Below are 23,060 nucleotides of genomic sequence, written 5' to 3' on the forward strand. Positions count from 1 at the left end.
GGCCAGGATCATCGGCTACGTCGCCGGGTCGTCCGATCCGGGCGGTGGGCAGCAGGTGTACAGGTAGCCGCGTAGTTCGGTGAGCGAGCGGTCCACGGCGGCCGAGTCGATCCGGTAGTGAACCTGTTTGCCGTCCCGGCGCGAGGTGAGGAGTCCGCCTCGGCGCAGCAGGGCGAGCTGTTGCGAGGCGTTGGACTGGCCGATGCCGAGGCGCTGGGCGACGGTGCCGACGGTGAGTTCGATGCCGCCGGTGAACAGCTCGAGCATCTGCTGCCGCTGCTCACTGGCCAGCGCCTTGAGGAACTCGCGTGCTCCGGCGCTGAGCGGGACGGCCGACGTCCCGCACCCGCCCCCGAGCGAAGAAGTCGTGCTCGCGTTCTCCACCGTCGGATCCGTGGACGTCGGCGGGCCGGTCACGGGCTTGACCATCGTTGCTGGCTCCTCCCCTGGGGCGTGCCCCACCATACGTCACATATCAACACATTGACATTTTACGAAGTATTGATATGTTCGCTGTATGCTCACCACATCACCTCTGATCATCGTCGGGGGCGGCCAGGCCGGTCTGGCCACCGCTCACATTGCTCGTTCCCTCGGCCTGGCGCCCGTTGTGCTGGAGGCGGCCGATCAGCCGGTCGGTTCGTGGCCGCACTACTATGACAGCCTCGCCCTGTTCTCTCCGGCCCGGCGTAGCGCTCTGCCCGGGGCGGCGTTCCCCGGTGATCCGGACGGCTACCCCGCGCGGGACGAGGTCGCGGCCTACCTTGCCGAGTACGCGGCACGCCTGGACGCCGACATCCGCACCGGTCACCGTGTCGAGAAGATCGTGGTCGCAGGGGACGGGGACCGGCGCGGTTTCGAGGTGGTGACGGCCGGCGGCGAGGTCTTCGCCGCCCCGATGGTGGTCGCCGCGACGGGCGGATTCAACCGCCCCCACCGTCCGGACCTGCCGGGCCTGCCGGGGTTCACCGGCACGGTGCTGCACTCGTCCGACTATCGGTGCCCCGAGCCGTTCGCGGGGAAGCGGGTGGTGATCGTGGGCGGCGGGAACTCGGCCGTTCAGATCGCGATTGAGCTCGCCGCTCATGCGCGGGTGACGCTGGCCACCCGGCATCCACTGCGCTTCATGGCGCAGCGCGTCCTGGGCGTCGACATGCACATCTGGTTGCAGCGGACCGGGCTGGACGCCGCGGGGTGGGCGCGGCCTCTGCTGACCGGCGGCAAGGGCACTCCGGTGTTCGACACCGGGACCTACCGGGACGCCATCGCCACGGGGAATCCCGACCGCCTTCCCATGTTCACCCGCCTGGACGGCGATCATGTCGTGTGGAGCGACGGCACCCAAGAGCGCGCTGACGTGCTGCTGCTGGCCACCGGCTACCGGCCCGGCGTCGACTATCTCGCCGGGCTGGGCGCGCTGGACGAAGACGGCCAACCGCGCCACCACGGCGGCCTCTCCGCCACCCATCCGGGTCTGGGGTACGTCGGGCTGGAATGGCAGCGCTCGTTCGCCTCGGCCACCCTGCGCGGGGTCGCCGCTGACGCCCGCCACGTCCTGACCCGGCTGTGCAAGCAGACCCGCGCCGGCAGCCCGACGCCGGCCCCGTCGGGGCGATGACGACGCGCCGCCGCGCACAACTCCGCACGTCGCGTTGAAAGGCCGATCTCCAGAGGTCAGGCCGGTGCTAGGGCGGGCATGACGAACAAGCCCGACAGGCGAGTGAGCTGCTCCGCCACCACGCGGTAGTAGACCCACGTCCCGCGTCGTTCACCCTCGATCAGCCCGGCTTGGCGGAGCACCTTCAGGTGGTGGGAGATGGTCGGCGCGGTCAGCTCGAACGATCCGGTCAGGTCACATACGCACGCTTCACCGCCGTCCACCGAGGCGATCATGTTGAGCAGGCGCAGCCGCACGGGATCGGACAACGCCTTGAACACCTTGGCCAGCTCGGCCGCCTCTTCCTCGCTCAGAGCAGGGCCGCTCAGCGGTGCGCAGCAGGTCGGGTCGGTCACGTCTTCAAGCTCCATCAACTTAGACATACATCTAATTTGACATCTATCTATGCAATGAGGCAAGCTGGCGCCTACTTAGACGGACATCGAAACAGGGAGTCAAGATGAAGGCGCTGCTCGCCCGGATCACCGCCCACCGCACCCGCACCGACCAGATCACCTTCCGCGAAGACCGCGGCCAGGTCTGCACCGCCGCGTGCCGCTCGGCCGCGCACGTCAGCCGCGTCACCACCGCCGCCTACCGCGCACGCTTCTGACCGCCTCGCCTATGGCGAGATCCATCACCGAACAGGTAAGGAGTCATAGTGAACGACAACACCGGACCACAGGAGTCGGCCGCGTCCGCCGGCGAGGGAAGCTGCTGCGGCGTCAGCGCCTGCTGCACCGACGCCGAGCAGGCCGTGAATCCCGAGACGACCGTCCATCAGGCCAAGACCGACGCCGGCTGCGGCTGCGTCACCGATGGTGAGCATGAGGAGCCGCCGGTCGTGGTGATCGGCGCCGGGCCGGTCGGGCTGGCCGCCGCCGCGCACCTGGCCGAACGCGATCAGGACTTCCTCGTCCTGGAGGCCGGTGACGAGGTCGGCGCCGCGATCTCCGCGTGGCGGCACGTCCGGCTGTTCTCGCCCTGGCGGTACGACACCGACGCCGCCGCCCGCCGCCTGCTGGAGCCGACCGGATGGCGCCTGCCCGACCCGGAGGCGTTGCCGACCGGCGCCGAGCTGGTCCGCGACTACCTGGCGCCGCTCGCCAAGGTGCCCGAGCTGGCCGGACGGATCCGCACCGGCACCCGGGTGACCGCCGTCGCCCGCCAAGGCGTGGACGTCACCCGCACGGTCGGCCGTGACGAGCGCCCTCTGCTGGTCCGCGCGGCCGGGCCGGACGGTGCCGTCACCGACCTCGCCGCCCGCGCCGTCATCGACACGTCCGGCACCTGGGGACGTGGCAACCCGCTCGGCCACTCCGGCCTGCCCGCCCCCGGCGAGCAGGAAGCCGCCCCGTACCTGACCGGGCCGCTGCCCGACGTCCTGGGCCGCGACCGCGACCGCTTCGCCGGCCGCCACACCTTGGTCGTCGGCATGGGCCACTCGGCCGCCAACACGCTGCTCGCCCTGGCCGAACTCGCCAAGACCGCACCCGGTACCCGCATCACCTGGACGGTGCGGGGCACATCGGTGGCCCGCATCTACGGGGGCGGCGACGCCGACGGCCTGCCCGCGCGCGGCGCGCTCGGCACCCGCCTCAAGCAGGCGGTGAACAACGGCGAGATCGACTTGGTCCGCAGCTTCACCATCACCGGTTTCACCGCGCCTGATGGCGGCCCCGCCACCGGGCCCGTCCAGGTCACCGGCCAGACCCCGGACGGCGCCCGCACCCTGCAGGTCGACAACGTGGTCGCGGCCACCGGATTCCGGCCCGATTTGGACATGCTGCGTGAGGTCCGCGTCGAACTCGACCCCGCGACCGAGGCGCCGACCAAGCTCGCGCCGCTGATCGACCCTAACTTCCACAGCTGTGGGACCGTCCCGCCGCACGGCGAACGCGACCTCGCCCACCCTGAGCCCGGCTTCTACATGGCGGGCATGAAGAGCTACGGACGCGCCCCCACGTTCCTGATGGCCACCGGGTACGAGCAGGTCCGCTCGATCGTCGCCGCGCTTGCCGGAGACCGCGAAGCCGCCGACACCGTCCAGCTCGACCTCCCCGAGACCGGCGTCTGCTCCACCAGCCTGGTCACCGAGGACCTCCTGCCCGGCGCCACCAGCGAGGACGGCGGCAGCGGAACCTCGTGCTCCACCGAGCCGGGGACCGCCGCGCAGATCGAACCCGAGGGCGGATCGTGCTGCGGCGCCGCGGCGCCCGAACCGGTCGCGATCGGTGTCGGCGCCCCTGCCGGAGTGGGCTTCGCGACTGGACGCGTGCACGGCTACTCCGGCGAGGCCGAACGCGACGATGCCTGACGCGGCCGAATCTGCCACGCGAGACCGGGCACCGGCGGCCCCGGCCGCCGGTGCCCGCAGGCTGATCGGCTACGCCTCGCAAGCGGGGGGCAGCCCCCTGGCGGCACTGTGCATCACCGAGATCACCAGCTGGGGTGTGCTGTACTACGCCTTCCCGGTCCTCGCCTCGGCCATCACCCGCGATACCGGCTGGTCCACTGCGGGGATCACGGCCGCGTTCTCCGCTGCACTGATCGTGGCCGCCCTGGCCGGCATCCCGGTCGGCCGCGCGCTGGACCGGCACGGTCCCCGCACCCTGATGACCGGCGGCTCGGTGCTGGCCGTCCTGGCAGTCCTCGCCGTTGCGGCCGCGCCGAACCTGCTGTGGTTCGCTGCCGCCTGGCTGCTGGCCGGGACCGCCATGGCCGCCGTGCTCTACCAGCCCGCCTTCGCCGCACTGACCCGCTACTACGCGCCCCGCCACCTCGGTGCGCTGACGACCGTCACCCTGGTCGCCGGGCTCGCCAGCACCGTTTTCGCACCGCTCACCGACGCCTTGGCGGCCCACCTGTCCTGGCGCGGCGTCTACCTGGTGCTGGCAGTGGTGCTGGCCGTCATCACCGTACCGCTGCACCTGCTGGCCCTGCGGCGCCCCTGGCCCCCGCCGCCCAAGGCCGCCGCTGACGGACGGGACAGAGCGGGAGGCCGCGCCCGCGACCGCGCCGGTGTCTCGGCCACCGTCCGCAGCCGGCCGTTCCTTCTGCTGACCCTGGCGCTCACCCTGTCGGCGTTCGCGATGTACGCAGTGGTGATCAACCTCATCCCGCTGCTCACCTCCCGCGGCGCCGGCAGCAGCACTGCGGCCTGGGCACTCGGCCTCGGAGGCGTCGGACAGGTCACTGGGCGCCTGGGCTACGGCGCCCTGGTCCGCCGCACCGGCGTCCGCGCCCGCACCGTCTGGATCCTGGCGCTGTCGGCCGCCACCACCGCCGCGCTCGCCGTCATCCCCGGCCCGGTGGCCCTGCTCATCGCCGTGGCGTTCCTGGCCGGCACCACCCGCGGCATCGCCACCCTGCTGCAGGCCACTGCCGTCTCGGACCGGTGGGGGACCACCTCCTACGGCGCCCTGTCCGGAATCCTCGCCGCCCCGATCACTACCGCTACCGCTCTGGCACCCTTCGCCGGCGCCGCCCTGGCTGCCGGACTCGGCGGATACTCCAGCATGTTCCTGGTTCTGACCGCGGCCGCCGTCGTCGCCGCGCTCCTTGCCGCCGGTACCGCACCAGCACGCACCACCGCCGACGGCCACGCGCCCGCCGGACGGTAGCCAGCAGTGACATTGCCAGGAGGACACCAGGTGAACGACAACGTCCTGGACGTTGCGGTCATCGGCGCCGGTCAAGCGGGCCTTGCCGCCGGCTTCTACCTGCGCCGCAGCGGTGTGGACTTCGCCCTCTTCGACGCGCAGGACCAGCCGGGCGGCGCCTGGTCGCACATGTGGACGTCCCTACGGTTGTTCTCACCCGCCCGGAACAGTTCGCTCCCAGGCTGGCCCATGCCCTCTTGGAACAATGGCTACCCACCCGCCGCACACGTCGTCGACTACCTGACCGCCTACGAGAGGCGCTACGACCTACCGGTGCATCGACCAGTGGGCATCAAGGCGATTCACCGCGACGGCGACCTGCTCCGCTTGGACAGCGCCACCACGTCCTGGTGGGCACGGCACGTCATCAGCGCTACGGGCACCTGGCTGCGCCCGTACCTGCCCTACTATCCCGGGCGCCGCGACTACCAAGGCCGCCAGCTCCACACCGTCCAATACCACACACCCGAGGAGTTCCAGGGGCAGCGTGTCGTCGTGGTGGGCGGCGGCAACTCGGCCGCCCAGATCCTGGCAGACCTGGCCCCGCATGCGACCACGATCTGGACGACCCAGCGCCCGCCGCGTTTCCTGCCCGACGACCTCGACGGACGCGCCCTGTTCGAGTTGGCCACCCGGCGCTTCCACGAACTACGCGAAGGGCACGCCGACTCTGGCGGCATAGGTGGACTCGGCGACATCGTTGTCGTCCCCTCCGTCCGCCGTGCCCGCGACCAAGGCGTACTGCACGCCCGACCGATGTTCAATCGCCTCACCCCGACCGGTGTGGCCTGGCCCGACGGCCACACCGCAGACTGCGACGCGATCATCTGGTGCACCGGCTTCCGTCCCGCCCTCAGCCACCTCACTCCGCTGGGCCTACGCGACGGGACGGGACGCATCCCGACCGGCGGCGGAACCCGGGCGCTGGCCGAACCCCGGCTGCACCTGCTGGGATACGGCGACTGGACCGGCCCCGGATCGGCGACCCTGGTCGGCGCCGCCCGAACCGCCCGAGACGCCGTCCGCGACATCACCGCCCAACTCGGCGTCCGATGAGCCACCGGCGGAGCTCCCTTTGGGGGCATCGTTCGTCCCCGCAGGACGGGCCCGACCTCGACTCCGAATAGAGCCGAGAGCGGCTACATAATTACACGAAGTCGTGTGATAGTGGATTTATGGAGAACGAAGGTCCGGAGTGCTGCTCCACGGAGCCTGCGTCGGTGCTGACGCCGACGCAGCGGGCGGGTAAGCCGCCGCTCGCCGAGCGGCCCCTGCTCACCCAATCTCAGGCGTCTCAGCTGGTGGTGTTGTTCAAGGTGCTGGGGAACGACACGCGGCTGCGGTTGCTGCATGCGCTGCACCGCGACGGCGAGGTGCCGGTGGGGGAGCTGGCCGAGCAGGTAGGGATGCGCCCGCAGGCGGTCTCCAATCAGCTGCAGCGGCTGACCGACCGGGGCATCGTGGCCGCCCGCCGGGACGGCAACCGGATCTTCTATTCGATCGCCGATCCGTGCATTCCCGCGGTGCTGGACCTGGCGTTGTGCCTGGCCGAAGAGACGGCGGTGGCCGGTGATGGCAGAGCATGATCAGCATGGCTTGACGAAACGGCACCTCCAGGTCGGTGCGGCTCGCATCGCCTACCTCGATGAGGGAGACGGGCTGCCGGTGCTGCTGCTGCACGGTTGCCCGTTCTCGTCCTTCGTGTGGCGGCGGGTCATCACCGGACTGGGGCCGCGGATCCGGTGCGTGGCGCCGGATCTGCTCGGGTTGGGGGACACCGAGACCCCGCCGGATGCCGACTGGCGGCTGCCCGCCCAAGTCGACGCGGTGCTGGGACTGCTGGACGAACTGGGCTTGGACAAGGTGGCCGTGGTCGGTCATGACCAGGGCGGCGCGATCGCCCAGCTGCTGGCCGCCGACCATCCCGGCCGGATCACCGCCTTGGTGCTGGCCGATGCGGAGGCGTACGACAACTGGCCCTCGGCGGAGGAGCTGCCGTTCGTCCGTGCCACCCAGCTGCCGGTCTTGGGGCGCGTGGTGTTGTGGGCGTGGTCTCGGCGGTCGCTGTTCCGGTGGGCGCCGGCCTCGGGCAAGGCTGTGCACGATAAGGCCGCCCTCACCGATGAGCTGGTCGACGGGTACATTGCCGCCAACCTCGGCAATGCCCACCGGCGTGGCGAGACCCGGCGGTTCCTCGCGGCGCAGCTCGATCCCGCCAACCAGGCCCATACCGCCGCCGCGCTCGAAGGGCTCCGGCGATTCGCCGCCCCGACGCTTATTCTCTGGGGCGCCGAGGACGTGCATTTCCCCGCCCAATGGGCCGAGCGGCTGCACCGCGACATCGCCGGCACCCAACGGCAACCCGAACGCCTGGTGATCCTGCCCGCCACTGGCCACCTGCTGATGGAAGAACGGCCGGTCGAGGTCGCCGACCTGCTGGCCGGATTCCTCACCGCGCACACCCGGCCGGCTGAAGTGGGATGACCATGCTGCTGGACGGCCTGATCATCCTGCACATTGCGGCCGGGCTGACCGCCGTCATCAGTGGCGTCGACGCGATGCGCGTCCCGAAGCGGCCCGGCCGCCACCCCCGACGCGGCCGTATCTACTTGGGTGCCCTGGCCGTGGTCGTGGTCACCGCGTCCGGCATCGCCATCGCCCGGCCGCACACCGCCTACCTGCTGATCCTCGGCGGCTTGGCGCTCGCCGCCGCCGGTACCGGATACGCGGCCCGCCGGATGCGATGGCACGGATGGCTGCGCCACCACATCACCGCGATGGCGCTGTCCTACATCACCCTGCTGACCGCGTTCTATGTCGACAACGGGCCGCGGCTGCCGCTGTGGAAGCTGCTTCCGCCGATCACCTTCTGGTTCCTGCCCGCCGCGGTCGGCCTGCCGCTGCTGCTGCGGGCGCTGCACCGCCATCTTGCACCGTCCAAACCTCGGACCGCTTCCCGTGAGGAGACCGTCCCATGACCGATCCCGACACCACCAACACGGCCGCTGCTTCCGACACCAAGGACAACAGCCGGGTACGCGACCAGGTCCGAGCCCACTAGGCCGCGGCCGCCCGAGCGGTCGCCGCCCGCACCGGAACCGGCTGCTGCTCGACCTCACCCCAAGGCGGCGACTGCTGCACCGCCCCGACCAGCCTGGACGAGCCCGGTTTCGGAGCCGCCCGGTACACCGACCACGACTGCTCGCAGCTGCCCGCCGACGCGGTCACCGCCAGCCTCGGCTGCGGCAACCCGCTGGCCGTCGCAGAACTGGCCGCCGGCGACACCGTCTTGGACCTGGGTTCGGGCGGGGGCATCGACGTCCTGCTGTCGGCTCGCCGCGTCGGCCCGGGCGGCAAGGTCTACGGCCTGGACATGACCGAGGAGATGCTCGTCCTCGCCCGGCGCAACGCACGCGAGGCCGGCGCCACCAATGTGGAGTTCCTCCAAGGGAACATGGAGCAGATCCCGCTTCCCGACGACCACGTCGACGTGGATATCTCAAACTGCGTGATCAACCTTTCCACCGACAAACCCGCGGTGCTCGCCGAACCCCATCGGGTCCTGCGGCCTGGCGGACGACTCGGCATCAGCGACGTCGTCGCCGAGAACCACCTCACCCCCGACGACCGCGCGACCCGCGGCGACCACGTCGCCTGCATCGCCGGCGCCCTCACTTTCATCGAATACCGCGACCATCTGACCGCCGCCGGGGTCACCGGCATCACCATCGCCCCCACCCACCGGCTCACCGACGGCATGCACTCGGCGATCGTCCAAGCCGCCAAACCCGTGGTCTGAGCCCAGGGCTTTCGAAGAGTGCGGCCGTCTTAGCCGGGCCGCAGGGCGCGGTCGCCGCTGGCGAGGATGTCGGTGGCCAAGGTGACGCAGTCGTTGCAGATCCACACGCCGGGTCCGGCGACCATGGGACGGCCCGTATCGGTGCAGCCGCAGAAGGAGCAGGCCCGGTCACGGGGATCGCACTGGCCCTTGCGCTGACGGCGGCGAGGACGGCGCGGGACCGGCGGGATCACCTCGTTGAGCTCTTTCTTGATCACCGCGATGTCAAGGCCCACGTCGTCCAGCACGCGGCGGGAGGCGGCGCCTTCATCGGTGATCAACGCGAACAGCAGGTGCTCGGTGCGGACGTGGCTCTGGCCGCGGCGCGCGGCCATCTGATGCGCGATGGCCAGTGCGTTGTCGGCGCCTCCGTCCCCGACAACGGCGCCGCTCGGTCTCGTCGTCGCCGGTGATGACGGTGGGTTCGAACAGCCTGGCGGAAGACTGGCGGATCTTCTCCCGGGTCACCCCGGCCCGGTCCAGGACGCCGGCGGCGATCCCCGCATGGAGCAGCCCGAGCAGCAGATGCTGCGTGCCGGGAACGCTTTCGTCCGCGTCGGCGGCGGCCTGCGCGGCCTGCAGGCAGGCGGCCAGCCGCGGGGCGATCGTGGCCTTCCCCGCGTCGATCGGAGCGGCGACCGGGCCGATCCGGTCGGCGAACTTCTGCCGGGCGGCCTGTTTGGAGATTCCGAGTCGCTGCCCGATCACCGTCCACGAAAGCCCTGCCGAGCGCGCGGCGGCGACGAAGTGCTCGACCATCGCGTCGGCCGATTCGCCCACTTCGGCGGCGACCCCGACGGCCGTCTCCAGCAGCACGAGTGGGTCGGAGCTGTCCGCCTGCTCAGAGACGGCATCGATCAGGATCCTGGGGCTCAGCGCTAAAGCATCCACATCGACAAAACTAGGTTGTCGATCTGCAGGTTAGACAAGGATTGGTTGTCGAAGGCGCGTGGCCGGTCTGTCGAACGACTACGAACCGGCTTGCCGCAGGTTCCAGGCGTGGTCGTGCGGCTACGTGGGTCGGGCGCCGGTCAGTAGCGGGCTGAAGATGGCGTGCCGAGCCGTTCGGTGTCGGCCTGGCCCAGTGTCCGGCCGGTCACCTCCGGGTGCGCCCGCTCCCAGGCGGCGGCGGTCCGCGCCGAGGCGAAGAAGTTGACGTAGCCACAGCACACGTCGACCGCCGCGGGCTGTGCCGTCGACTCCTCGCGGCTTGCGCAGTCGCTCTGATCGGTGCGGCGTCCGGCGAACACGACCGCAGTGACCGGATCCCACAGTGCCCCTGAACCGTCGGCGGGCACGGTGACAGTGACCGGGGTCCCCGTGCCGGGGTCTGCCGATCGGATCCGCACCTGCGCGTGCAGCATGGCCGCGATGCCCAGCGCGTCGACCGCGCACATCGCATAGACCTGCAGCCCGCCGGCGATCTGCACGATGTGCGCCGTCGGCGCCGCCGAGAACGGATAGGCGGCGCGGATCCCGCCGGCTTCGTCCAGGCGCAGGAAGTTCGCGGCATGCAGCTCCTCCAGCACCGTCCGCGCGTCTCGCGGGGCGGCCGCCTCCGCGAGTTCGGTCACCTCCGGTGCCCGCCCGGTGCGGGCGAAGGCGTGCAGCACCCGCTGATGCACTGCCCGCAACCGGCCCTCGGCGGGCGCGAGCCGCCCCGCCCCGGCTCGACCCAGTGCGTCCGCCCAAGGCTCCGGCGGCACCGCTCCGCCCGGGTCGCCGTCAGCCGCTTCCAAGGCCCGGCGCAGCGCGGCCACTGGCGGCGCCCCCTCCAAGCGGCCGTCAGGTGCGCGGTACATCCGGCACGACACGCTCGCCGGGGTGGACGGGTCGGCGAACGGGTCGATGCCGTCGATCAGCAGGGTCGGTGACCCCCGCATTCCCCAGCGGGCCGCCTCGGCCTCATCGGAGATCACCCGGCGCGTTACCGGGAGCCGGCTGCGCTCGGCCTGCACCTCAGCCAGTCGTTCCTCCAAGAGCGGACCATTCGGGCAGTCCTGCACCGTCAACACCATCAAGTCCATGCCAGTCTCCAGCGCGTCCGGCGAGTCATGGACGCCGCCATCGCGACGCGTGCGCCGCCGTCGCGATCGAACGTAAAGCTTCCAGCGTGCTGGAAGGTCAAGCGCCTAGCATGGGCACATGCGCATCGGTGTCCTCGCCGCGCTGGCCGGGTTGACCACCAAGACCATCCGGTTCTACGAACAGGCCGGGCTGCTGCCGCCCCCGCCGCGCACCAACACGGGCTACCGCGACTATCCGCCCGAGGCGCTGGCGCGGCTCACCTTCATCCGCGACGCCCAATCGGCCGGACTCGCCCTCGCCGAGATCCGCGGCGTCCTGGCCATCCGCGACTCCGGCCAACCTCCATGCCGGCACGTCGCCGACCTCATCGACCAGCACATCGGCCAGATCCAGGCACGCATCGCCGAGCTGACCCAGACCCGCGCCGCCCTCACCGACCTCAAGCACCGGGCCGCCGCCACCGACCCGGCCGACTGCGATGACAGCGCCATCTGCACCATCATCACCCGATGAGCGACCTTCCGGCGCCCTCACCGGGCTGGGTGATGCCTCCGCCCACCATGGCCGGATCTTCAACCGGGCGATGAGCATGCGGAGGACGCCAGCGGTCCTGTCCAGGATTGCGACGGGTGTCGGCGACGCAGACAGCGCCTACTTGGTCGACCTTTACTGCGTCCCCGTCGCTTTCGGATGGTCCGCGCCATCGGATCTGAAAGTCTTGACCCACCACGCGCTCGGGATATCATCGTGCTATGGCGATTGATTCCGATTGCGGAATGACTCCCTTGGATGAACTGGCATCGGCTGCGGCGCTGTTCCACTCACTGGCTGATCCGGTGCGACTGTCGATCGTGCAGCGGCTGACCCTGGGTGAGGCGCGGGTAGTGGACCTGACCCGCGAACTCGGGCTGGGGCAATCCACGGTGTCCAAGCACCTGGCCTGCCTGCGCGGCTGCAAGCTGGTGGACTATCGCGCCGAGGGCCGCCAGTCGTTCTACTTCATTGCCACCCCGGCCCTACTGGACCTGCTGCGCTCGGCCGAGCACCTCCTCTCCGCCACCGACCGAGCCGTCGCCCTCTGCCCCACCTACGGCACCGGTGCCGCGGGCGCGCCGCTGGGCGCATGCGCTCCCGAGCCGCAGGTGCAGACATGAGCACGGTGACGCTGGACCCGTCGCCGCAACGGCGGGCGGTGCTGGCCCGGCGGGTGCGGCTGCTGGTGGCCGCCACCATCATCTACAACGGGATCGAGGCCGTCGCTGCGATCACCGCCGGAACGCTGGCCTCGTCAGGTGCGTTGGTGGCGTTCGGGTTGGACTCGGTCATCGAGGTCGCCTCCGCCACTGCGGTGGCCTGGCAGTTCTCCGCGCGTGACTCAGAGCGGGTCGAGCAGCGGGAGCAGCGCGCCCTGCGTATCATCGCGATGTCCTTCTTCGCGTTGGCCGTCTATGTGGCCGCCGACTCTGTCCGCGCCCTCGTGAGCGACGGTGACGCCGAACACTCCTCTGTGGGACTGGTGCTGGCCGCCCTGTCGCTGGTCATCATGCCGTTCCTGTCGGCCGCGCAGCGCCGCACAGGCCGCGAGTTGGGGTCGGCCAGCGCGGTTGCCGACTCCAAACAGACTCTGCTGTGCACCTACCTGTCGGGTGTGCTGCTGGCCGGACTCCTGGTCAACAGCCTGCTCGGGTGGGCCTGGGCCGATCCGATCGCCGCGCTGGTCATCGCAGCCGTCGCGGTCAAGGAAGGCCGCGAGGCCTGGCGCGGCGACACCTGCTGCGCCCCCTCGGCCCCGGCCGCCTCCACCATCGCCGATACCGCGGTGAAGAGCCAGGACGACGGATGCGCGCCCTGCGGGCCCGATTGCGCCTGCTGCTCCTGACCGGCCCCCTTCTCTCCCCTCGACAATCTTGGAGGACATCGTGGCGATCGCCGCGTTGGTCATCTATCTGGCCTGGGCCGTGCTGGCGTTCGGGCTGCGTTCCTGGGTGCAGTGGCGCCGCACCGGCGACACCGGCTTCCGCGGCGGCGGCCTCACCAAGGGCGGTGTGCAGTGGTGGGCCCGGGTGCTGTTCACCGGCGCCCTGCTCATCGGTGCCGCCGGCCCTGTCACCGCGCTTGCCGGACTACTCGCCGTCGACCTTCTGGACCATCCCGCCGTCCAGGCGGTCGGTGTTGTGCTGGCCGCCGTGGGACTGGTGGCCACGCTGGCCGCGCAGACATCGATGGGCACCTCCTGGCGTATCGGGGTGCAGGAGGACGAGCGCACCGAACTGGTCACCGGCGGCGTGTTCGCGCTGGCACGCAATCCCATCTTCACCGCGATGATCCTCACTGCGGCCGGGCTGGCTGCCATGGTCCCCAACGTGATCGCCCTGTTCGGTCTGGGGCTGACCGTCGCGGCGATCCAAATGCAGGTTCGCGCAGTTGAAGAGCCGTACCTGCTGCGAGCCCACGGTGGCGATTACACCGCCTACGCCGCTCGGGTCGGCCGGTTCCTGCCCGGCATCGGCCTCCGCATCCCAGGTACACCGGCGTGATACGCCTTGCCGCAGGCGCTGCCCAGCCCACCCGGCAAGCCGCGCGCCGCCCGACACACCACGGTGCTGGGCGCCGGGCCCGATTGGACGCCCGACTCTTGGCCGACCTTTTCGACCAACTCGCCGCCCCTAGGACATGTGCACTGCACGGCTCCTACCGCCGCCCGATTAAAGGACCGCGCTACCTGACCGGTGTTTTCCAGCCGACCACGGAGCTTGTCGGCTTCGGCTGCCACGGCCCGGTGGCCATCGACCGCTGCACGCTCACCGAACGCGGTCGGCTGCCTTATCCGATAGACGCATCACCGCCGACGACGCCGGCACGCCGCCCGAAGATGTACCCACTCTCCAGCCGCGATGGCGCTATCGTCCGAAAAATCGGTCTGGATCTCCTCGGCGGCTAAGACACACTGAAGCGATGGTGGAGATGCGCCCGGTTGAGGCACGTGAGTTCTGGACGGCGTTGATGGACAACGCCTCTTCTCTGGTCGCGGACGCCCGATGTCTGCTCTCTGCGGGCTCCTTCGGGCGCGCGCGATCGCTCACCGTCTTGGCCCAGGAAGAACTCGGTAAAGCGCTCTGGATTTACGACGCCTTCCAGGGCGCCTGGAGCCAGGGCGACGAGAAGTTCCGCACCGTAGAGCAACTGGCTCAGTACGGACTGAACCACACAAGGAAGTACCTCGAAGCAGTCGTTTTCGGCGACGAGCTTGCCGAGTTTTGGGGTGACTACAGCGCCATGAGCGACCTGGGCACCGACCAGGAGGCATGGGAGGCGATCGGTAACCGATGGTGCGAAGAAGCCGCGGTCGCAGCCAAGGAGGCCAACCGTGCCAAGCAGCGAGGGTTCTATGTCGACCGCGGGAGCGACGGGACCGTCCTCTCGCCTACAGAGGTCCCGGCCGGGACGATAGCGGAGGACCTGCAGACGGCTGCGCGGGTGATCGAGATGCTGCTCATCCGAGACCATTCCCGCATGAAGTTCGAAGCTGTCACGCCGTATGACAGCACGCACCCTCAGCAGTTCCGGCTGCTCGCCATTTCACATCCCGAGGAATGGGCGGCAGCCACCGGAAAGCCCACCTCAGCGGTCGAGGAGGATGATCACGGGACTGCTCGTTAAGACCGTGATTGAAGGCAGTCCAGGCGGATCACCGGTTCAGTCCTAGTGTTTCGCTCGAAAAGTTTCTTTCTGTTTGAGAGACTGGGGTATGCGAATCGCTGCCCCTTTGGCATTGCGTGATGGTGATGCGGCCGAGTTGCGCCGGCTGGAGTCGGCGCGCAGTGTCTCGGCGGGCCTGGCCCGGCGGGCGCGGATCGTGCTGCTGGCGGCCGAGGGGCTGGCGCACACCGAGGTGGCCGAGCTGACCGGGACCTCGGTGCCGACCGTCCGGCACTGGCGCGGCCGGTACGCCTCGGGCGGGATCGCGGCGCTGACCGATGCCGCCCGGCCGGGGCGTCCGCGCAGCGTGGACGAGGTGGAGATCGTGGTGCGCACGCTGGAGCCGCCTCCGGCCAAGCTGGGCGTGACGCACTGGTCCAGCCGGCTGCTGGCCAAGGAACTGAACGTCGCACCCTCCACGGTGGTGGAAGTGTGGCGGTCCTACGGGCTGCAGCCCTGGCGCAAGGAGAGCTTCAAGTTCTCCACCGACCCGCAGCTGGAGACCAAGATCCGTGACGTGGTCGGGCTGTACCTGCACCCGCCGGAGAACGCGATCGTGCTGAGCGTGGATGAGAAGTCCCAGTGCCAGGCACTGGAGCGCAGCCAGCCGATCCTGCCGATCCGTCCGGGCATCCCCGAGCAGCAGACCCACGACTACATCCGGCACGGCACCACCACCCTGTTCGCCGCCCTGGAGGTCGCCACCGGCCGCATCGGCGCCGACGCCTGCTACCGCCGCCACCGCAACACCGAGTTCCTGGCCTTCTTGAAGAAGGTCGCCGCCGCCTACCCCGACACCGAGCTGCACATCGTGTGCGACAACTACCGCACCCACAAGCACGCCAACGTCAGGGCCTGGCTCGCCAAGCATCCCCGGATCACCCTGCACTTCACCCCGACCGGCTGCTCCTGGCTGAACATGGTCGAGATCTTCTTCGGCATCATCACCCGCCAAGCCATCCGCCGCGGCTCGTTCACCTCGGTCAAACAACTCACCGCCGCGATCGGCGCATTCATCGACGGCTGGAACGACCGCTGCGAACCGTTCTCCTGGACCAAGGACGCCGACGAGATCATCGCCAAAATCAAACGAAAAGAAACTTTTCGAGCGAAACACTAGCGGATCTGGGGTTGCTCGACTGATGGCTGGGCGGTGCTGCGGCGGCGCAGCCAGAGCGAGACGTATACCAGCGCGACCAGCACCGGCACTTCGATCAGGGGGCCGACGACGCCGGACAGGGCCTGGCCGGAGGTGACGCCGAACGTGCCGATGGCGACCGCGATGGCCAGCTCGAAGTTGTTTCCGGCGGCGGTGAAGGCGAGCGTCGCGGTGCGCGGGTAGGGCAGCCGGACGGCGCGTCCGAGGGCGAAGGAGCCGCCCCACATGAGCGCGAAGTAGACCAGCAGGGGCACTGCGATGCGGGCGACGTCGGCGGGCTGGGAGGTGATCGTCTTCCCCTGGAGGGCGAAGAGGATCACGATGGTGCACAGCAGCCCGTACAGCGCGACCGGCCCGATGCGGGGCAGGAACCGGGACTCGTACCAGTCGCGCCCCTTGGTCTTCTCGCCGGTGCGGCGGGTGAGGTAGCCGGCCAGCAGGGGGACGCCGAGGAAGACGAGCACGTTCACCACGATCTTGCCGACCGAGAAGTCGACCTCGTCGGTGGCAAGGCCCAGCCAACCCGGTAGCACTTGCAGGTAGAACCATCCCAGGGCGCCGAACGCGATGACCTGGAAGACGGAGTTGAGGGCGACTAGGACGGCGGCGGCCTCGCGGTCTCCACAGGCCAGGTCGTTCCAGATGATGACCATCGCGATGCAGCGGGCCAGCCCGACGATGATCAGACCGGTGCGGTACTCGGGCAGGTCCGGCAGGAAGATCCAGGCCAGCGCGAACATCATCGCCGGACCCACCAGCCAGTTGAGGATCAGCGAGGAGGTCATCAGACGCCGGTCGCCGGTGACGGTGTCGAGGCGGTCGTAGCGAACCTTGGCCAGCACCGGGTACATCATGATCAGCAGGCCGAGCGCGATCGGTACGGAGATCCCGCCGATCTCCACCTTGGAGAGTGCGTCGTCGAGCCCGGGCACCGCCCGGCCCAGGCCGAGACCGACCGCCATGGCGACGATGATCCACACCGGCAGGAAGCGGTCCAGCGTGGACAGCTTGCCCACCAGCCCGCTCTCGGGCTGGTTCGCTGCGGTCTCGGAGGTCTGGGTGGTCACGTGCAGGGCCTTTTCCTGTCGTTGTCATAGGCGGTGTGAGCTGCTGCGGCGAGTTCGCTGAACCGCGTGGCCAGCGCCTCCAGTGCCTCTGGGCGCAGCCGGTAGTAGGTGAACCGTCCGCAGGGCTCGGTCTCGACCAGGCCGGCATCTCGCAGGACGCGCAGGTGGTTGGAGACGTTGGTCTGCCGTGCCCCGGTCTCCTCCACCAGGTGGCACGTGCAGAGCGCCTCGTCGGCGAGCAGGCTCACGATGCGGGCCCGCAGCGGATCGGCCAACAGCTTCAACACATCAGTATCAGCTGACATCATCACAGAATGATATGTTAGCAAGTCCCATCCGCCCAGGCCAACGCCCGCCTCGCACGGCCAGGCGCCCGCCACCCCGTCCCGGCTGTCCTGCGCGTTGACTGGCTGCCGATCCTGGGCAGAACTCACGATCACACGGTGATCGGTTCGCGGACCCGGAGGTGGTTGAGGGAAGCGCAATTCGCTGTGTGGTCGCGTCGCAGCATAAAGGTCGGGCGCAGGAGCCGGGCCCCGACAGACTCAGCTTTGTATCGGACGTTGGTCTGTGTCGTTTGACATGGTGGCGCGACACGTCGTGACGTAGGGTCCGGCGATATGACTCGCCGTGTCGGGCTCGTCATCGCGCCGCTGCTGATCGTGGTTCTCGTTGGCGTGTCAGGATGTGGGGGCGGTGGTAGCGCCCAGGGGTCGTACAAGCCGACGTTTCTTCCGTTCAAGATCAGCTATAGCCCGGGGAGCGGGCTGGTCGTCTCCGGAGACAAGTCGGTGGTGACGCCCCTGGGCGAGTTCTCGATCGGTGCCAAATACGCCCTGCCGAAGCCGCCTGCCGACGCCATCCGTGTGGTGCTCCGTGACCAGTCCGCTGGCTTCGACGAGATTTACGATCTTGGTGGCCATGCCGGTGAGTTCGAGGCCACCCTGGAGGGGACGACAAAGATCCAGGTCCGAGACCGTACGGTGAGGGTCGACGTCACGCAGGCTCAGGTAAAGAGTATCGAGTTCAAGCCCGCCCAGGTGACGGCTCAGGAGGCCTCGCCGAATCTGCTGAATCAAGGAATCGACAGGTGGCGGCGCTACTGGGATGAGGGGTTCTACAGTCCACTGGCCTTGAGCCGATGGGCCTACGACGACTCGACCATGGGAAAGTGGTACGGCCTGGGGTTCGTCTGGTTCTTGATCCGACTTGTGCTCGCACTCATCCTGGGGATCCTGGACATCGTTCTCGTCTTGATTTGCGTATTCGCGGCGTGCTTCTACGTCTTCTTCGGTGGCACCGGGCGGAACATCGCCTACGGTTTGTCGTGCTTGTTCGGATGCTTCGTCTTCTATTCCGTTCGAGTTCTCAGATGAGCATTGAAGGGCGTCGGCGCGGGCCCTGCGGGAGGGGAACGCCTTGACCGCGTGGGACCGCGGGGCGCGCTGGCCCTGTGGCGTTCTGCCACGGTGCGCTGCGCGCTCCCGCGGTCCCGCGGTCCCGTGAGGCTGTGTTCAGCGTGGACTCAGGCGGACCTTGTCCGGGTGCACTTCAGTTTTGTGCCTTCCCAGCGGCAGGTCTGCTGGTAGTCGGAGCGGAATGGGGCGCCGACCCAGGGGTAGCGGTCGCCGGGTTGTTTGCTGGGCATGACGCCGGTGAAGTTGGCGGCGTCGTCGATGCTTCCGGTGCCGGTGTACTTGGTCTGCATCGGATAGGGGTAGACGGGCCGGGTCCGGACGATCTGGTCGCCGTTCTTCTTCGCGGCGATGACCTTCTGGGGTGCGGTGCCCTTCTCGACCCAGTCGTAGATGGGTGTGAACAGGTCGAAGGTGTCGGGTCCGTATCCGTTCACGCAGTGGTAGACGCCGGGGAACAGGAAGGTTCGGGCGAATCGTCCGGTGGCCTTGGGGCCGCCCATCCGCTGGGTGAGGGCGTGGTGGTAGGCCAGGGTGCTCTCGGTCGGGATGGCGGGGTCGGACCAGCCGTGCCACATGATGAGCTTGCCGCCGTGGTCGCGGAAGCGGGTGAGGTCGGGGTCGGTGGAGTCGTAGATGCCGCTCATTTTGCGCAGTTTCTTGAAGGTGCGCAGGTCGAAGCGGTGGTCCTTGAGGGTGTACGAGGCGGGTGGGTTGTTCCAGGACGCGAAGTACTTGAGGTAGTTGTAGCCGAGTGCTTCCAGGCCGCCGGTCTGGCCTTGGGGCGCGATGACGTAGCCGAGCCAGGCTGCTTCGGTGCCCTTGGCGAGTCCGGCGGGGAACAGCTTTCGGCCCTTGGCGTCGACCGGTCCCTGGTAGATCTTGCGGACCACGTCGACCTGGTCTCTGGTCAGGCAGGTCGGCTGGGACGAGGCGGTGGGGCAGCGCAGCGTGCCGGGATCGAAGTCGCAGTTGCGCGGGTTGTTGATGAGGCCGTCGGTGAGCCCGTCGGTGGCGTCGCAGGCCTGCATGACCTTGTTCTGCAGGAGCGGCAGTTTGTCCGGGCCGAGGATCTGGCGGCCTTCGTCGTCGGTGTTGACGGTGGCGATCCAGGGGAAGAACTCGCCGGCCAGTGCGGTGAGGTTGTTGCCGGGGGCGCCGGCGATGATGCCGTCGAAGTCGTCGGGGTAGCGCTGGGCCTCCATCAGTGCCTGCCGGCCGCCGTTGGAGCATCCGGCGAAGTAGGAGTACTGGGGCGCCTGCCCGTAGTAGGCCTTGGTGACGGCCTTGGCGACGAGCGCGGTGACGTGCTCGGACCGGTAGGCCATGTCGATTCGCAGTTGCGGGTCCGAGTGGGCCCAGAGGGCGTCTCGGGAGTCGACGCCGATGTGGCCGCCGTTGCTGGCGCCGAGGACGACGCGTCCGTCGTCGGGGGGCGCGCATCCGCCGGGGACGAAGTGGTTGGGGTTGTCGGGGGCTTCGAATCCGCAGAAGCCGCCGCAGCCGAGTTGCACGTAGCGTCCGGTCCAGCCCTGTTCGGGGAGCCGGAGTTCGAACTGGATCTGGGGTGAGACGTAGCCCTTGACCTTGCAGTAGGCGGGCTTGTCGGCGCTGGCGGCGACGTGCGTCGCCGAGATGATCTTTGTGGGGGCGTCGGGCAGGGCGGTGAGGTCCAGGCCGGTGAGCTGCTGGCAGGGGACGGCCGCCGCCGTCGGTGTGGTGGTGCCGGCTCTGGCCGGTGTTCTGCCGGTGAGGGCCTGGGCGGCGGTGACCGTCATCAGGACGGCCATGAGGGTGCCGACGATCAGGAGTGTCGGTCTGGTTTTGGGCAGGCTTACGCGTCCCATGTGGGGTGGTTGTCCTTCCGCCGGGGGTGCAGCAGAGGACCGCTCTGCTGCGGTCGGAAATGGGTGGGGGTGTCGCGGGGAGGGTGGGCGGTCAGTTGACCTGGCGGCTGCGGCCGGACCAGTACGGTGCCCGCAGCGACTTCTTGTCGATCTTGCCTGCGGGGTTGGTGGGCAAGGAGTCGATGAAGTCGACGCTCTTGGGCGCCCAGACGCTTCCCTTGTGCTCCTTGACTAGGGCGATGAGCTCGTCGGGTTCGACCGGGGCGCCCGGCCGGACGACCACGAGCGCCTTGACCGCCTCGCCCCACCGCGGGTCCGGGACGCCGATGACGGCGCACTGGGCGACGGCGGGGTGGGTGATCAGGACGTCCTCGATCTGGCGGGGGAAGACGTTGAAGCCGCCGGTGACGATCATGTCCTTTTTGCGGTCGACGATGAAGACGTAGCCGGCGTCGTCGATGTAGCCGATGTCGCCGGACCGTACCCAGCCGTCCTGCATCGCCTCGGCGTCCCGGTCGGCGTCGACGTAGCCGACCATCTGCCCGGGCTGGGAGGCGCAGATCTCGCCGGTCTCGCCCGGCGGCAGGAGGTTGCCGTCGGTGTCGCGGACGGTCAGGTCGACGTGGTACATCGCGCGTCCGGCCGAGGCCAGCCGGGCGATCCACTCGGGGGAGTCCAGGCGGTGGTCTTCCTTGCGCAGGCAGGTCATGTAGCCGGGCTCGGTTCCGGCGTAGGTCTGGGCGAAGACGGGACCGAAGGTCTCCAGGGCGCGGCGGAGCCCGTCGGGGGCCATGGGGGAGCCGGCATAGATGATCGTGCGGAGCGTGGACAGGTCGGCCTTCTCGCGGCGGGGGTGGTCCAGCAGCATGTACACGATCGTGGGGACGACGGCGGTGGCCGTCACGCCCTCCCGCTCGATGGTGTCCAGCAGCAGACCGAGGTCGAAACCGGGCAGCAGGACGTTGGTTCCGCCGCGCATGAAGACGGGCATCACGAAGGTCTGGGTGAAGTGCGTGAGCGGCGCGGCGTGCGCGAAGACCTCGCCGGGGCGGATGTCGCCGATCTCCAGGCCCGCGCTGATCGCGTAGTGCGACCAGGTGGCGTGGGTCTGCAGGACGCCCTTGGGAACGCCCGTGGTTCCTGAGGTGAACCCGACGAAGGCCAGGTCTTCGATACTGATGTGCACGTCCGGGGCGGACGCGGGCTGCGTCCCGAAGGCGGTCTCGTAGTCCAGGACGTCCGCCGCGGGGGTGCCGCCGCCGAGCCGGATGACGTGCTGGAGTTCGGGGAGCCGGTCGCGGATCTGCGCGATCTGGCCGTCGAAGGATTCGTGGTAGATCAGCGTCGAGGCCCCGACCTCGTCGAGGAAGTAGTGGAAGTCCTCGGCGGAGGCGCGCGTGGGCATCTGGGTGACCGCCGCGCCCGCCTTCCAGATCCCGCACATCGTGGGGATGAATTCCAGGCAGTTCGGCATGAGAAGCCCGACGCGATGCCCGTTGCCGACTCCGAGGCCGGTGAGTCCGTTACCGACCCGGTTGGCCCACTGGCGCATCTGGGCGTAGCTGAGGCGCCGGTCGGCGTCCACGAGGGCGGTGCGGTCGGCGTAGTAGGTGCACGTCCGGTCGAAGACCTTGGGCAGAGTTCCCCACATGGCGTCTACCTTCCTGATCCTGGGGTGGCCGTGGATTGCCGTGGTGATGCGGAGTGCCGGTGCTCGGCGGCCCGCTGGAGCGCCTCGGCCGTCGCCTGCCGGGCTTGGTCGTACTCGCGGCGGGTCTGATCGACCAGTTCGGCGACGCCGAGGATCCCGGTGATTCCCGAGACGCTGTGGCCGGCGCTCCACACGTTGCGCTGGTTGAGGAGCCGTTGTTGCGCGAACCCGTCGGTGCCCTGGGGCGGGGCGTCCGCCGTCGCCTTCTTCAACCATCCGTCCAGGAAGTTGGCTGGTAGACCGCTCAGTGCGGTGGTGAGGGTGACGTCGTCCAGGGTCGATTCGACCAGTGCCCGGCGGAAGGCGTCGTCGGCGAGGCTCTCGGTGGTCGCGATGAACTTGGTGCCCATATAGGCCAGATCGGCGCCCAGGGCCTGGGCGGCCCACACGGCGACGCCGTCCGACACGCCTCCGGCGAGGACGATGGGTCCGTCGAACTGGCCGCGGACGGCCCGGACGAACGACAGCGGGTTGGCCGAGCCCGTCTGGCCGCCGGCGCCCGCTGTCAGCAGCACCAGGCCGTCCACGCCGGCGTCGATCGCGCGTTGGACGTGCCGCATGCTCGCGACGTCGGCGAAGACCAGGCAGCCCGCGTCCTGCAGCGGGGCCAGGACGGGAGCGGGCGACCCGACGCTGGTGATGACCAGGGGCACCTCATGGCGGATCAGGGAGGCGACGTCTCCCGCGAGCCGCTGGTTCGAGCGGTGCACGACCAGGTTCGCGGCGAACGGAGCGGCCTCGTCCTCCAGGTCGGCCAGGCCGGCGGTGATCTGCTCCAGCCAGCTGTCGAGTTCGGAGGGCGTCCGCGCGTTGTGGGTGGGGAACGAGCCCACCACCCCGTTGCGGCACGCCGCGGTCACCAGTTCGGGCCCCGACACGTCGGTCATCGGGGCGGCCACGAGTGGGAGCGCTAGGCGGTCGAGCCGGGAAGGCAGCGCCATCACCCCTCCAGAGTGAAGATTCGATGGTGGACCATG

General features: G+C 69.4%; 26 protein-coding genes and 1 pseudogene. 17 read left to right on the top strand and 10 right to left on the bottom strand.

Translation table 11 applies throughout. The features are described from left to right. Positions 1-15: 15 nt before the first annotated feature. On the bottom strand, positions 16-429 hold the full coding sequence (locus ABZ806_RS23415; RefSeq protein WP_500219489.1) for an ArsR/SmtB family transcription factor: 414 nt from the start codon (positions 427-429) through the stop codon (positions 16-18). An 88-nt stretch (positions 430-517) separates the two neighbouring features. Here ABZ806_RS23415 and ABZ806_RS23420 point away from each other — a divergent pair, with 88 nt between their 5' ends. Next, positions 518-1,618, top strand: a complete 1,101-nt coding sequence (locus tag ABZ806_RS23420; RefSeq protein ID WP_500219490.1) for a flavin-containing monooxygenase — start codon at positions 518-520, stop codon at positions 1,616-1,618. A 56-nt stretch (positions 1,619-1,674) separates the two neighbouring features. Here the strand turns inward: ABZ806_RS23420 and ABZ806_RS23425 are convergent, their stop codons facing one another. Beyond that, the gene (locus ABZ806_RS23425) at positions 1,675-2,040 is read right to left on the bottom strand and encodes an ArsR/SmtB family transcription factor (protein ID WP_500219491.1); all 366 of its coding nucleotides are present in this window, start codon (positions 2,038-2,040) and stop codon (positions 1,675-1,677) included. A 77-nt stretch (positions 2,041-2,117) separates the two neighbouring features. Here ABZ806_RS23425 and ABZ806_RS23430 point away from each other — a divergent pair, with 77 nt between their 5' ends. From ABZ806_RS23430 to arsM, 8 genes and pseudogenes are all read left to right on the top strand, one after another. Next, on the top strand, positions 2,118-2,270 hold the full coding sequence (locus tag ABZ806_RS23430; RefSeq protein ID WP_500219492.1) for a hypothetical protein: 153 nt from the start codon (positions 2,118-2,120) through the stop codon (positions 2,268-2,270). Between the two features lie 48 nt (positions 2,271-2,318). Beyond that, entirely contained in the window at positions 2,319-3,974 is a 1,656-nt protein-coding gene (locus tag ABZ806_RS23435) for an FAD-dependent oxidoreductase (protein WP_500219493.1), read from the top strand. Further along, positions 3,967-5,280: an MFS transporter gene (locus tag ABZ806_RS23440; RefSeq protein ID WP_500219494.1), complete on the top strand. Its 1,314-nt coding sequence runs from the start codon at positions 3,967-3,969 to the stop codon at positions 5,278-5,280. The genes ABZ806_RS23435 and ABZ806_RS23440 overlap by 8 nt, the downstream gene beginning before the upstream one ends. A gap of 30 nt (positions 5,281-5,310) precedes the next feature. After that, a complete protein-coding gene (locus ABZ806_RS23445) occupies positions 5,311-6,375 on the top strand; it encodes an ArsO family NAD(P)H-dependent flavin-containing monooxygenase (RefSeq protein WP_500219495.1) in 1,065 nt (354 codons plus the stop codon). A gap of 119 nt (positions 6,376-6,494) precedes the next feature. Next, positions 6,495-6,905, top strand: coding sequence for an ArsR/SmtB family transcription factor (locus ABZ806_RS23450; protein WP_500219496.1), 411 nt, complete (start codon positions 6,495-6,497; stop codon positions 6,903-6,905). Continuing rightward, complete coding sequence (locus ABZ806_RS23455; protein ID WP_500219497.1) at positions 6,892-7,803, top strand: alpha/beta fold hydrolase; 912 nt, start codon at positions 6,892-6,894, stop codon at positions 7,801-7,803. Before ABZ806_RS23450 ends, ABZ806_RS23455 begins: the two co-directional genes overlap by 14 nt. Continuing rightward, positions 7,800-8,297, top strand: coding sequence for a hypothetical protein (locus ABZ806_RS23460; protein ID WP_500219498.1), 498 nt, complete (start codon positions 7,800-7,802; stop codon positions 8,295-8,297). The genes ABZ806_RS23455 and ABZ806_RS23460 overlap by 4 nt, the downstream gene beginning before the upstream one ends. Before the next feature lie 113 nt (positions 8,298-8,410). Continuing rightward, positions 8,411-9,118: pseudogene (arsM, locus tag ABZ806_RS23465) on the top strand (arsenite methyltransferase); the annotation flags it as partial. Positions 9,119-9,147: 29 nt separating this feature from the next. Here arsM and ABZ806_RS23470 read toward each other — a convergent pair. The 3 genes from ABZ806_RS23470 to ABZ806_RS23480 form a co-directional block, all read right to left on the bottom strand. Next, positions 9,148-9,492 carry a Clp protease N-terminal domain-containing protein gene (locus tag ABZ806_RS23470; protein WP_500219499.1) on the bottom strand — a complete coding sequence of 115 codons (345 nt, stop codon included), beginning with the start codon at positions 9,490-9,492 and terminating at the stop codon, positions 9,148-9,150. Beyond that, complete coding sequence (locus tag ABZ806_RS23475) at positions 9,425-10,048, bottom strand: hypothetical protein (RefSeq protein WP_500219500.1); 624 nt, start codon at positions 10,046-10,048, stop codon at positions 9,425-9,427. The genes ABZ806_RS23470 and ABZ806_RS23475 overlap by 68 nt, the downstream gene beginning before the upstream one ends. 140 nt (positions 10,049-10,188) lie before the next feature. After that, on the bottom strand, positions 10,189-11,184 hold the full coding sequence (locus ABZ806_RS23480) for an alkylmercury lyase family protein (protein ID WP_500219501.1): 996 nt from the start codon (positions 11,182-11,184) through the stop codon (positions 10,189-10,191). A gap of 118 nt (positions 11,185-11,302) precedes the next feature. Here ABZ806_RS23480 and ABZ806_RS23485 point away from each other — a divergent pair, with 118 nt between their 5' ends. The 7 genes from ABZ806_RS23485 (at position 11,303) to ABZ806_RS23515 (ending at position 16,004) form a co-directional block, all read left to right on the top strand. Next, complete coding sequence (locus ABZ806_RS23485; RefSeq protein ID WP_500219502.1) at positions 11,303-11,698, top strand: heavy metal-responsive transcriptional regulator; 396 nt, start codon at positions 11,303-11,305, stop codon at positions 11,696-11,698. 239 nt (positions 11,699-11,937) lie between these two features. Then, on the top strand, positions 11,938-12,339 hold the full coding sequence (locus ABZ806_RS23490; protein ID WP_500219503.1) for an ArsR/SmtB family transcription factor: 402 nt from the start codon (positions 11,938-11,940) through the stop codon (positions 12,337-12,339). Beyond that, complete coding sequence (locus ABZ806_RS23495; protein WP_500219504.1) at positions 12,336-13,064, top strand: cation efflux transmembrane domain-containing protein; 729 nt, start codon at positions 12,336-12,338, stop codon at positions 13,062-13,064. The genes ABZ806_RS23490 and ABZ806_RS23495 overlap by 4 nt, the downstream gene beginning before the upstream one ends. 28 nt (positions 13,065-13,092) lie before the next feature. After that, the gene (locus tag ABZ806_RS23500) at positions 13,093-13,722 is read left to right on the top strand and encodes a methyltransferase family protein (protein ID WP_500219505.1); all 630 of its coding nucleotides are present in this window, start codon (positions 13,093-13,095) and stop codon (positions 13,720-13,722) included. 98 nt (positions 13,723-13,820) lie between these two features. After that, positions 13,821-14,126 (top strand): hypothetical protein, encoded by a 306-nt coding sequence (locus tag ABZ806_RS23505; RefSeq protein ID WP_500219506.1) that lies wholly within the window; start codon positions 13,821-13,823, stop codon positions 14,124-14,126. Positions 14,127-14,140: 14 nt separating this feature from the next. Further along, a complete protein-coding gene (locus ABZ806_RS23510) occupies positions 14,141-14,845 on the top strand; it encodes an AbiV family abortive infection protein (RefSeq protein WP_500219507.1) in 705 nt (234 codons plus the stop codon). Between the two features lie 88 nt (positions 14,846-14,933). Beyond that, positions 14,934-16,004 carry an IS630 family transposase gene (locus ABZ806_RS23515; RefSeq protein WP_500219508.1) on the top strand — a complete coding sequence of 357 codons (1,071 nt, stop codon included), beginning with the start codon at positions 14,934-14,936 and terminating at the stop codon, positions 16,002-16,004. Here the strand turns inward: ABZ806_RS23515 and arsB are convergent. Both arsB and ABZ806_RS23525 read right to left on the bottom strand, forming a co-directional pair. After that, positions 16,001-17,110 carry an ACR3 family arsenite efflux transporter gene (arsB, locus tag ABZ806_RS23520; protein WP_500219509.1) on the bottom strand — a complete coding sequence of 370 codons (1,110 nt, stop codon included), beginning with the start codon at positions 17,108-17,110 and terminating at the stop codon, positions 16,001-16,003. The two genes, ABZ806_RS23515 and arsB, sit on opposite strands and share 4 nt — an antisense overlap. Continuing rightward, positions 17,107-17,394 carry an ArsR/SmtB family transcription factor gene (locus ABZ806_RS23525; protein ID WP_500219510.1) on the bottom strand — a complete coding sequence of 96 codons (288 nt, stop codon included), beginning with the start codon at positions 17,392-17,394 and terminating at the stop codon, positions 17,107-17,109. Before ABZ806_RS23525 ends, arsB begins: the two co-directional genes overlap by 4 nt. 336 nt (positions 17,395-17,730) lie before the next feature. On the opposite strand from ABZ806_RS23525, the gene ABZ806_RS23530 reads away from it, so the two are divergent. Further along, positions 17,731-18,486 (top strand): hypothetical protein, encoded by a 756-nt coding sequence (locus ABZ806_RS23530; RefSeq protein ID WP_500219511.1) that lies wholly within the window; start codon positions 17,731-17,733, stop codon positions 18,484-18,486. 149 nt (positions 18,487-18,635) lie between these two features. Here the strand turns inward: ABZ806_RS23530 and ABZ806_RS23535 are convergent, their stop codons facing one another. From ABZ806_RS23535 to ABZ806_RS23545, 3 genes are all read right to left on the bottom strand, one after another. Further along, complete coding sequence (locus ABZ806_RS23535) at positions 18,636-20,372, bottom strand: tannase/feruloyl esterase family alpha/beta hydrolase (RefSeq protein WP_500219512.1); 1,737 nt, start codon at positions 20,370-20,372, stop codon at positions 18,636-18,638. 91 nt (positions 20,373-20,463) lie between these two features. Further along, positions 20,464-22,023 carry an acyl-CoA synthetase gene (locus ABZ806_RS23540; protein WP_500219513.1) on the bottom strand — a complete coding sequence of 520 codons (1,560 nt, stop codon included), beginning with the start codon at positions 22,021-22,023 and terminating at the stop codon, positions 20,464-20,466. Positions 22,024-22,028: 5 nt separating this feature from the next. Next, the gene (locus ABZ806_RS23545; RefSeq protein WP_500219514.1) at positions 22,029-23,024 is read right to left on the bottom strand and encodes an NAD(P)H-dependent flavin oxidoreductase; all 996 of its coding nucleotides are present in this window, start codon (positions 23,022-23,024) and stop codon (positions 22,029-22,031) included. Positions 23,025-23,060: the final 36 nt, after the last annotated feature.

Origin of the sequence: Spirillospora sp. NPDC047418 (genome assembly GCF_040643275.1) — a bacterium.
GTDB lineage: Bacteria > Actinomycetota > Actinomycetes > Streptosporangiales > Streptosporangiaceae > Spirillospora.

Coding starts and splice junctions, on each gene's coding strand:
- ABZ806_RS23415 (WP_500219489.1), bottom strand. CDS start 429: ATGGTCAAGCCCGTGACCGGCCCGCCGACGTCCACGGATCCGACGGTG.
- ABZ806_RS23450 (WP_500219496.1), top strand. CDS start 6,495: ATGGAGAACGAAGGTCCGGAGTGCTGCTCCACGGAGCCTGCGTCGGTG.
- ABZ806_RS23420 (WP_500219490.1), top strand. CDS start 518: ATGCTCACCACATCACCTCTGATCATCGTCGGGGGCGGCCAGGCCGGT.
- ABZ806_RS23510 (WP_500219507.1), top strand. CDS start 14,141: ATGGTGGAGATGCGCCCGGTTGAGGCACGTGAGTTCTGGACGGCGTTG.
- ABZ806_RS23430 (WP_500219492.1), top strand. CDS start 2,118: ATGAAGGCGCTGCTCGCCCGGATCACCGCCCACCGCACCCGCACCGAC.
- ABZ806_RS23455 (WP_500219497.1), top strand. CDS start 6,892: ATGGCAGAGCATGATCAGCATGGCTTGACGAAACGGCACCTCCAGGTC.
- ABZ806_RS23545 (WP_500219514.1), bottom strand. CDS start 23,024: ATGGCGCTGCCTTCCCGGCTCGACCGCCTAGCGCTCCCACTCGTGGCC.
- ABZ806_RS23460 (WP_500219498.1), top strand. CDS start 7,800: ATGACCATGCTGCTGGACGGCCTGATCATCCTGCACATTGCGGCCGGG.
- ABZ806_RS23440 (WP_500219494.1), top strand. CDS start 3,967: ATGCCTGACGCGGCCGAATCTGCCACGCGAGACCGGGCACCGGCGGCC.
- ABZ806_RS23490 (WP_500219503.1), top strand. CDS start 11,938: ATGGCGATTGATTCCGATTGCGGAATGACTCCCTTGGATGAACTGGCA.
- ABZ806_RS23480 (WP_500219501.1), bottom strand. CDS start 11,184: ATGGACTTGATGGTGTTGACGGTGCAGGACTGCCCGAATGGTCCGCTC.
- ABZ806_RS23495 (WP_500219504.1), top strand. CDS start 12,336: ATGAGCACGGTGACGCTGGACCCGTCGCCGCAACGGCGGGCGGTGCTG.
- ABZ806_RS23470 (WP_500219499.1), bottom strand. CDS start 9,492: ATGGCCGCGCGCCGCGGCCAGAGCCACGTCCGCACCGAGCACCTGCTG.
- ABZ806_RS23515 (WP_500219508.1), top strand. CDS start 14,934: ATGCGAATCGCTGCCCCTTTGGCATTGCGTGATGGTGATGCGGCCGAG.
- ABZ806_RS23485 (WP_500219502.1), top strand. CDS start 11,303: ATGCGCATCGGTGTCCTCGCCGCGCTGGCCGGGTTGACCACCAAGACC.
- ABZ806_RS23540 (WP_500219513.1), bottom strand. CDS start 22,023: ATGTGGGGAACTCTGCCCAAGGTCTTCGACCGGACGTGCACCTACTAC.
- ABZ806_RS23425 (WP_500219491.1), bottom strand. CDS start 2,040: ATGTCTAAGTTGATGGAGCTTGAAGACGTGACCGACCCGACCTGCTGC.
- ABZ806_RS23535 (WP_500219512.1), bottom strand. CDS start 20,372: ATGGGACGCGTAAGCCTGCCCAAAACCAGACCGACACTCCTGATCGTC.
- ABZ806_RS23530 (WP_500219511.1), top strand. CDS start 17,731: ATGACTCGCCGTGTCGGGCTCGTCATCGCGCCGCTGCTGATCGTGGTT.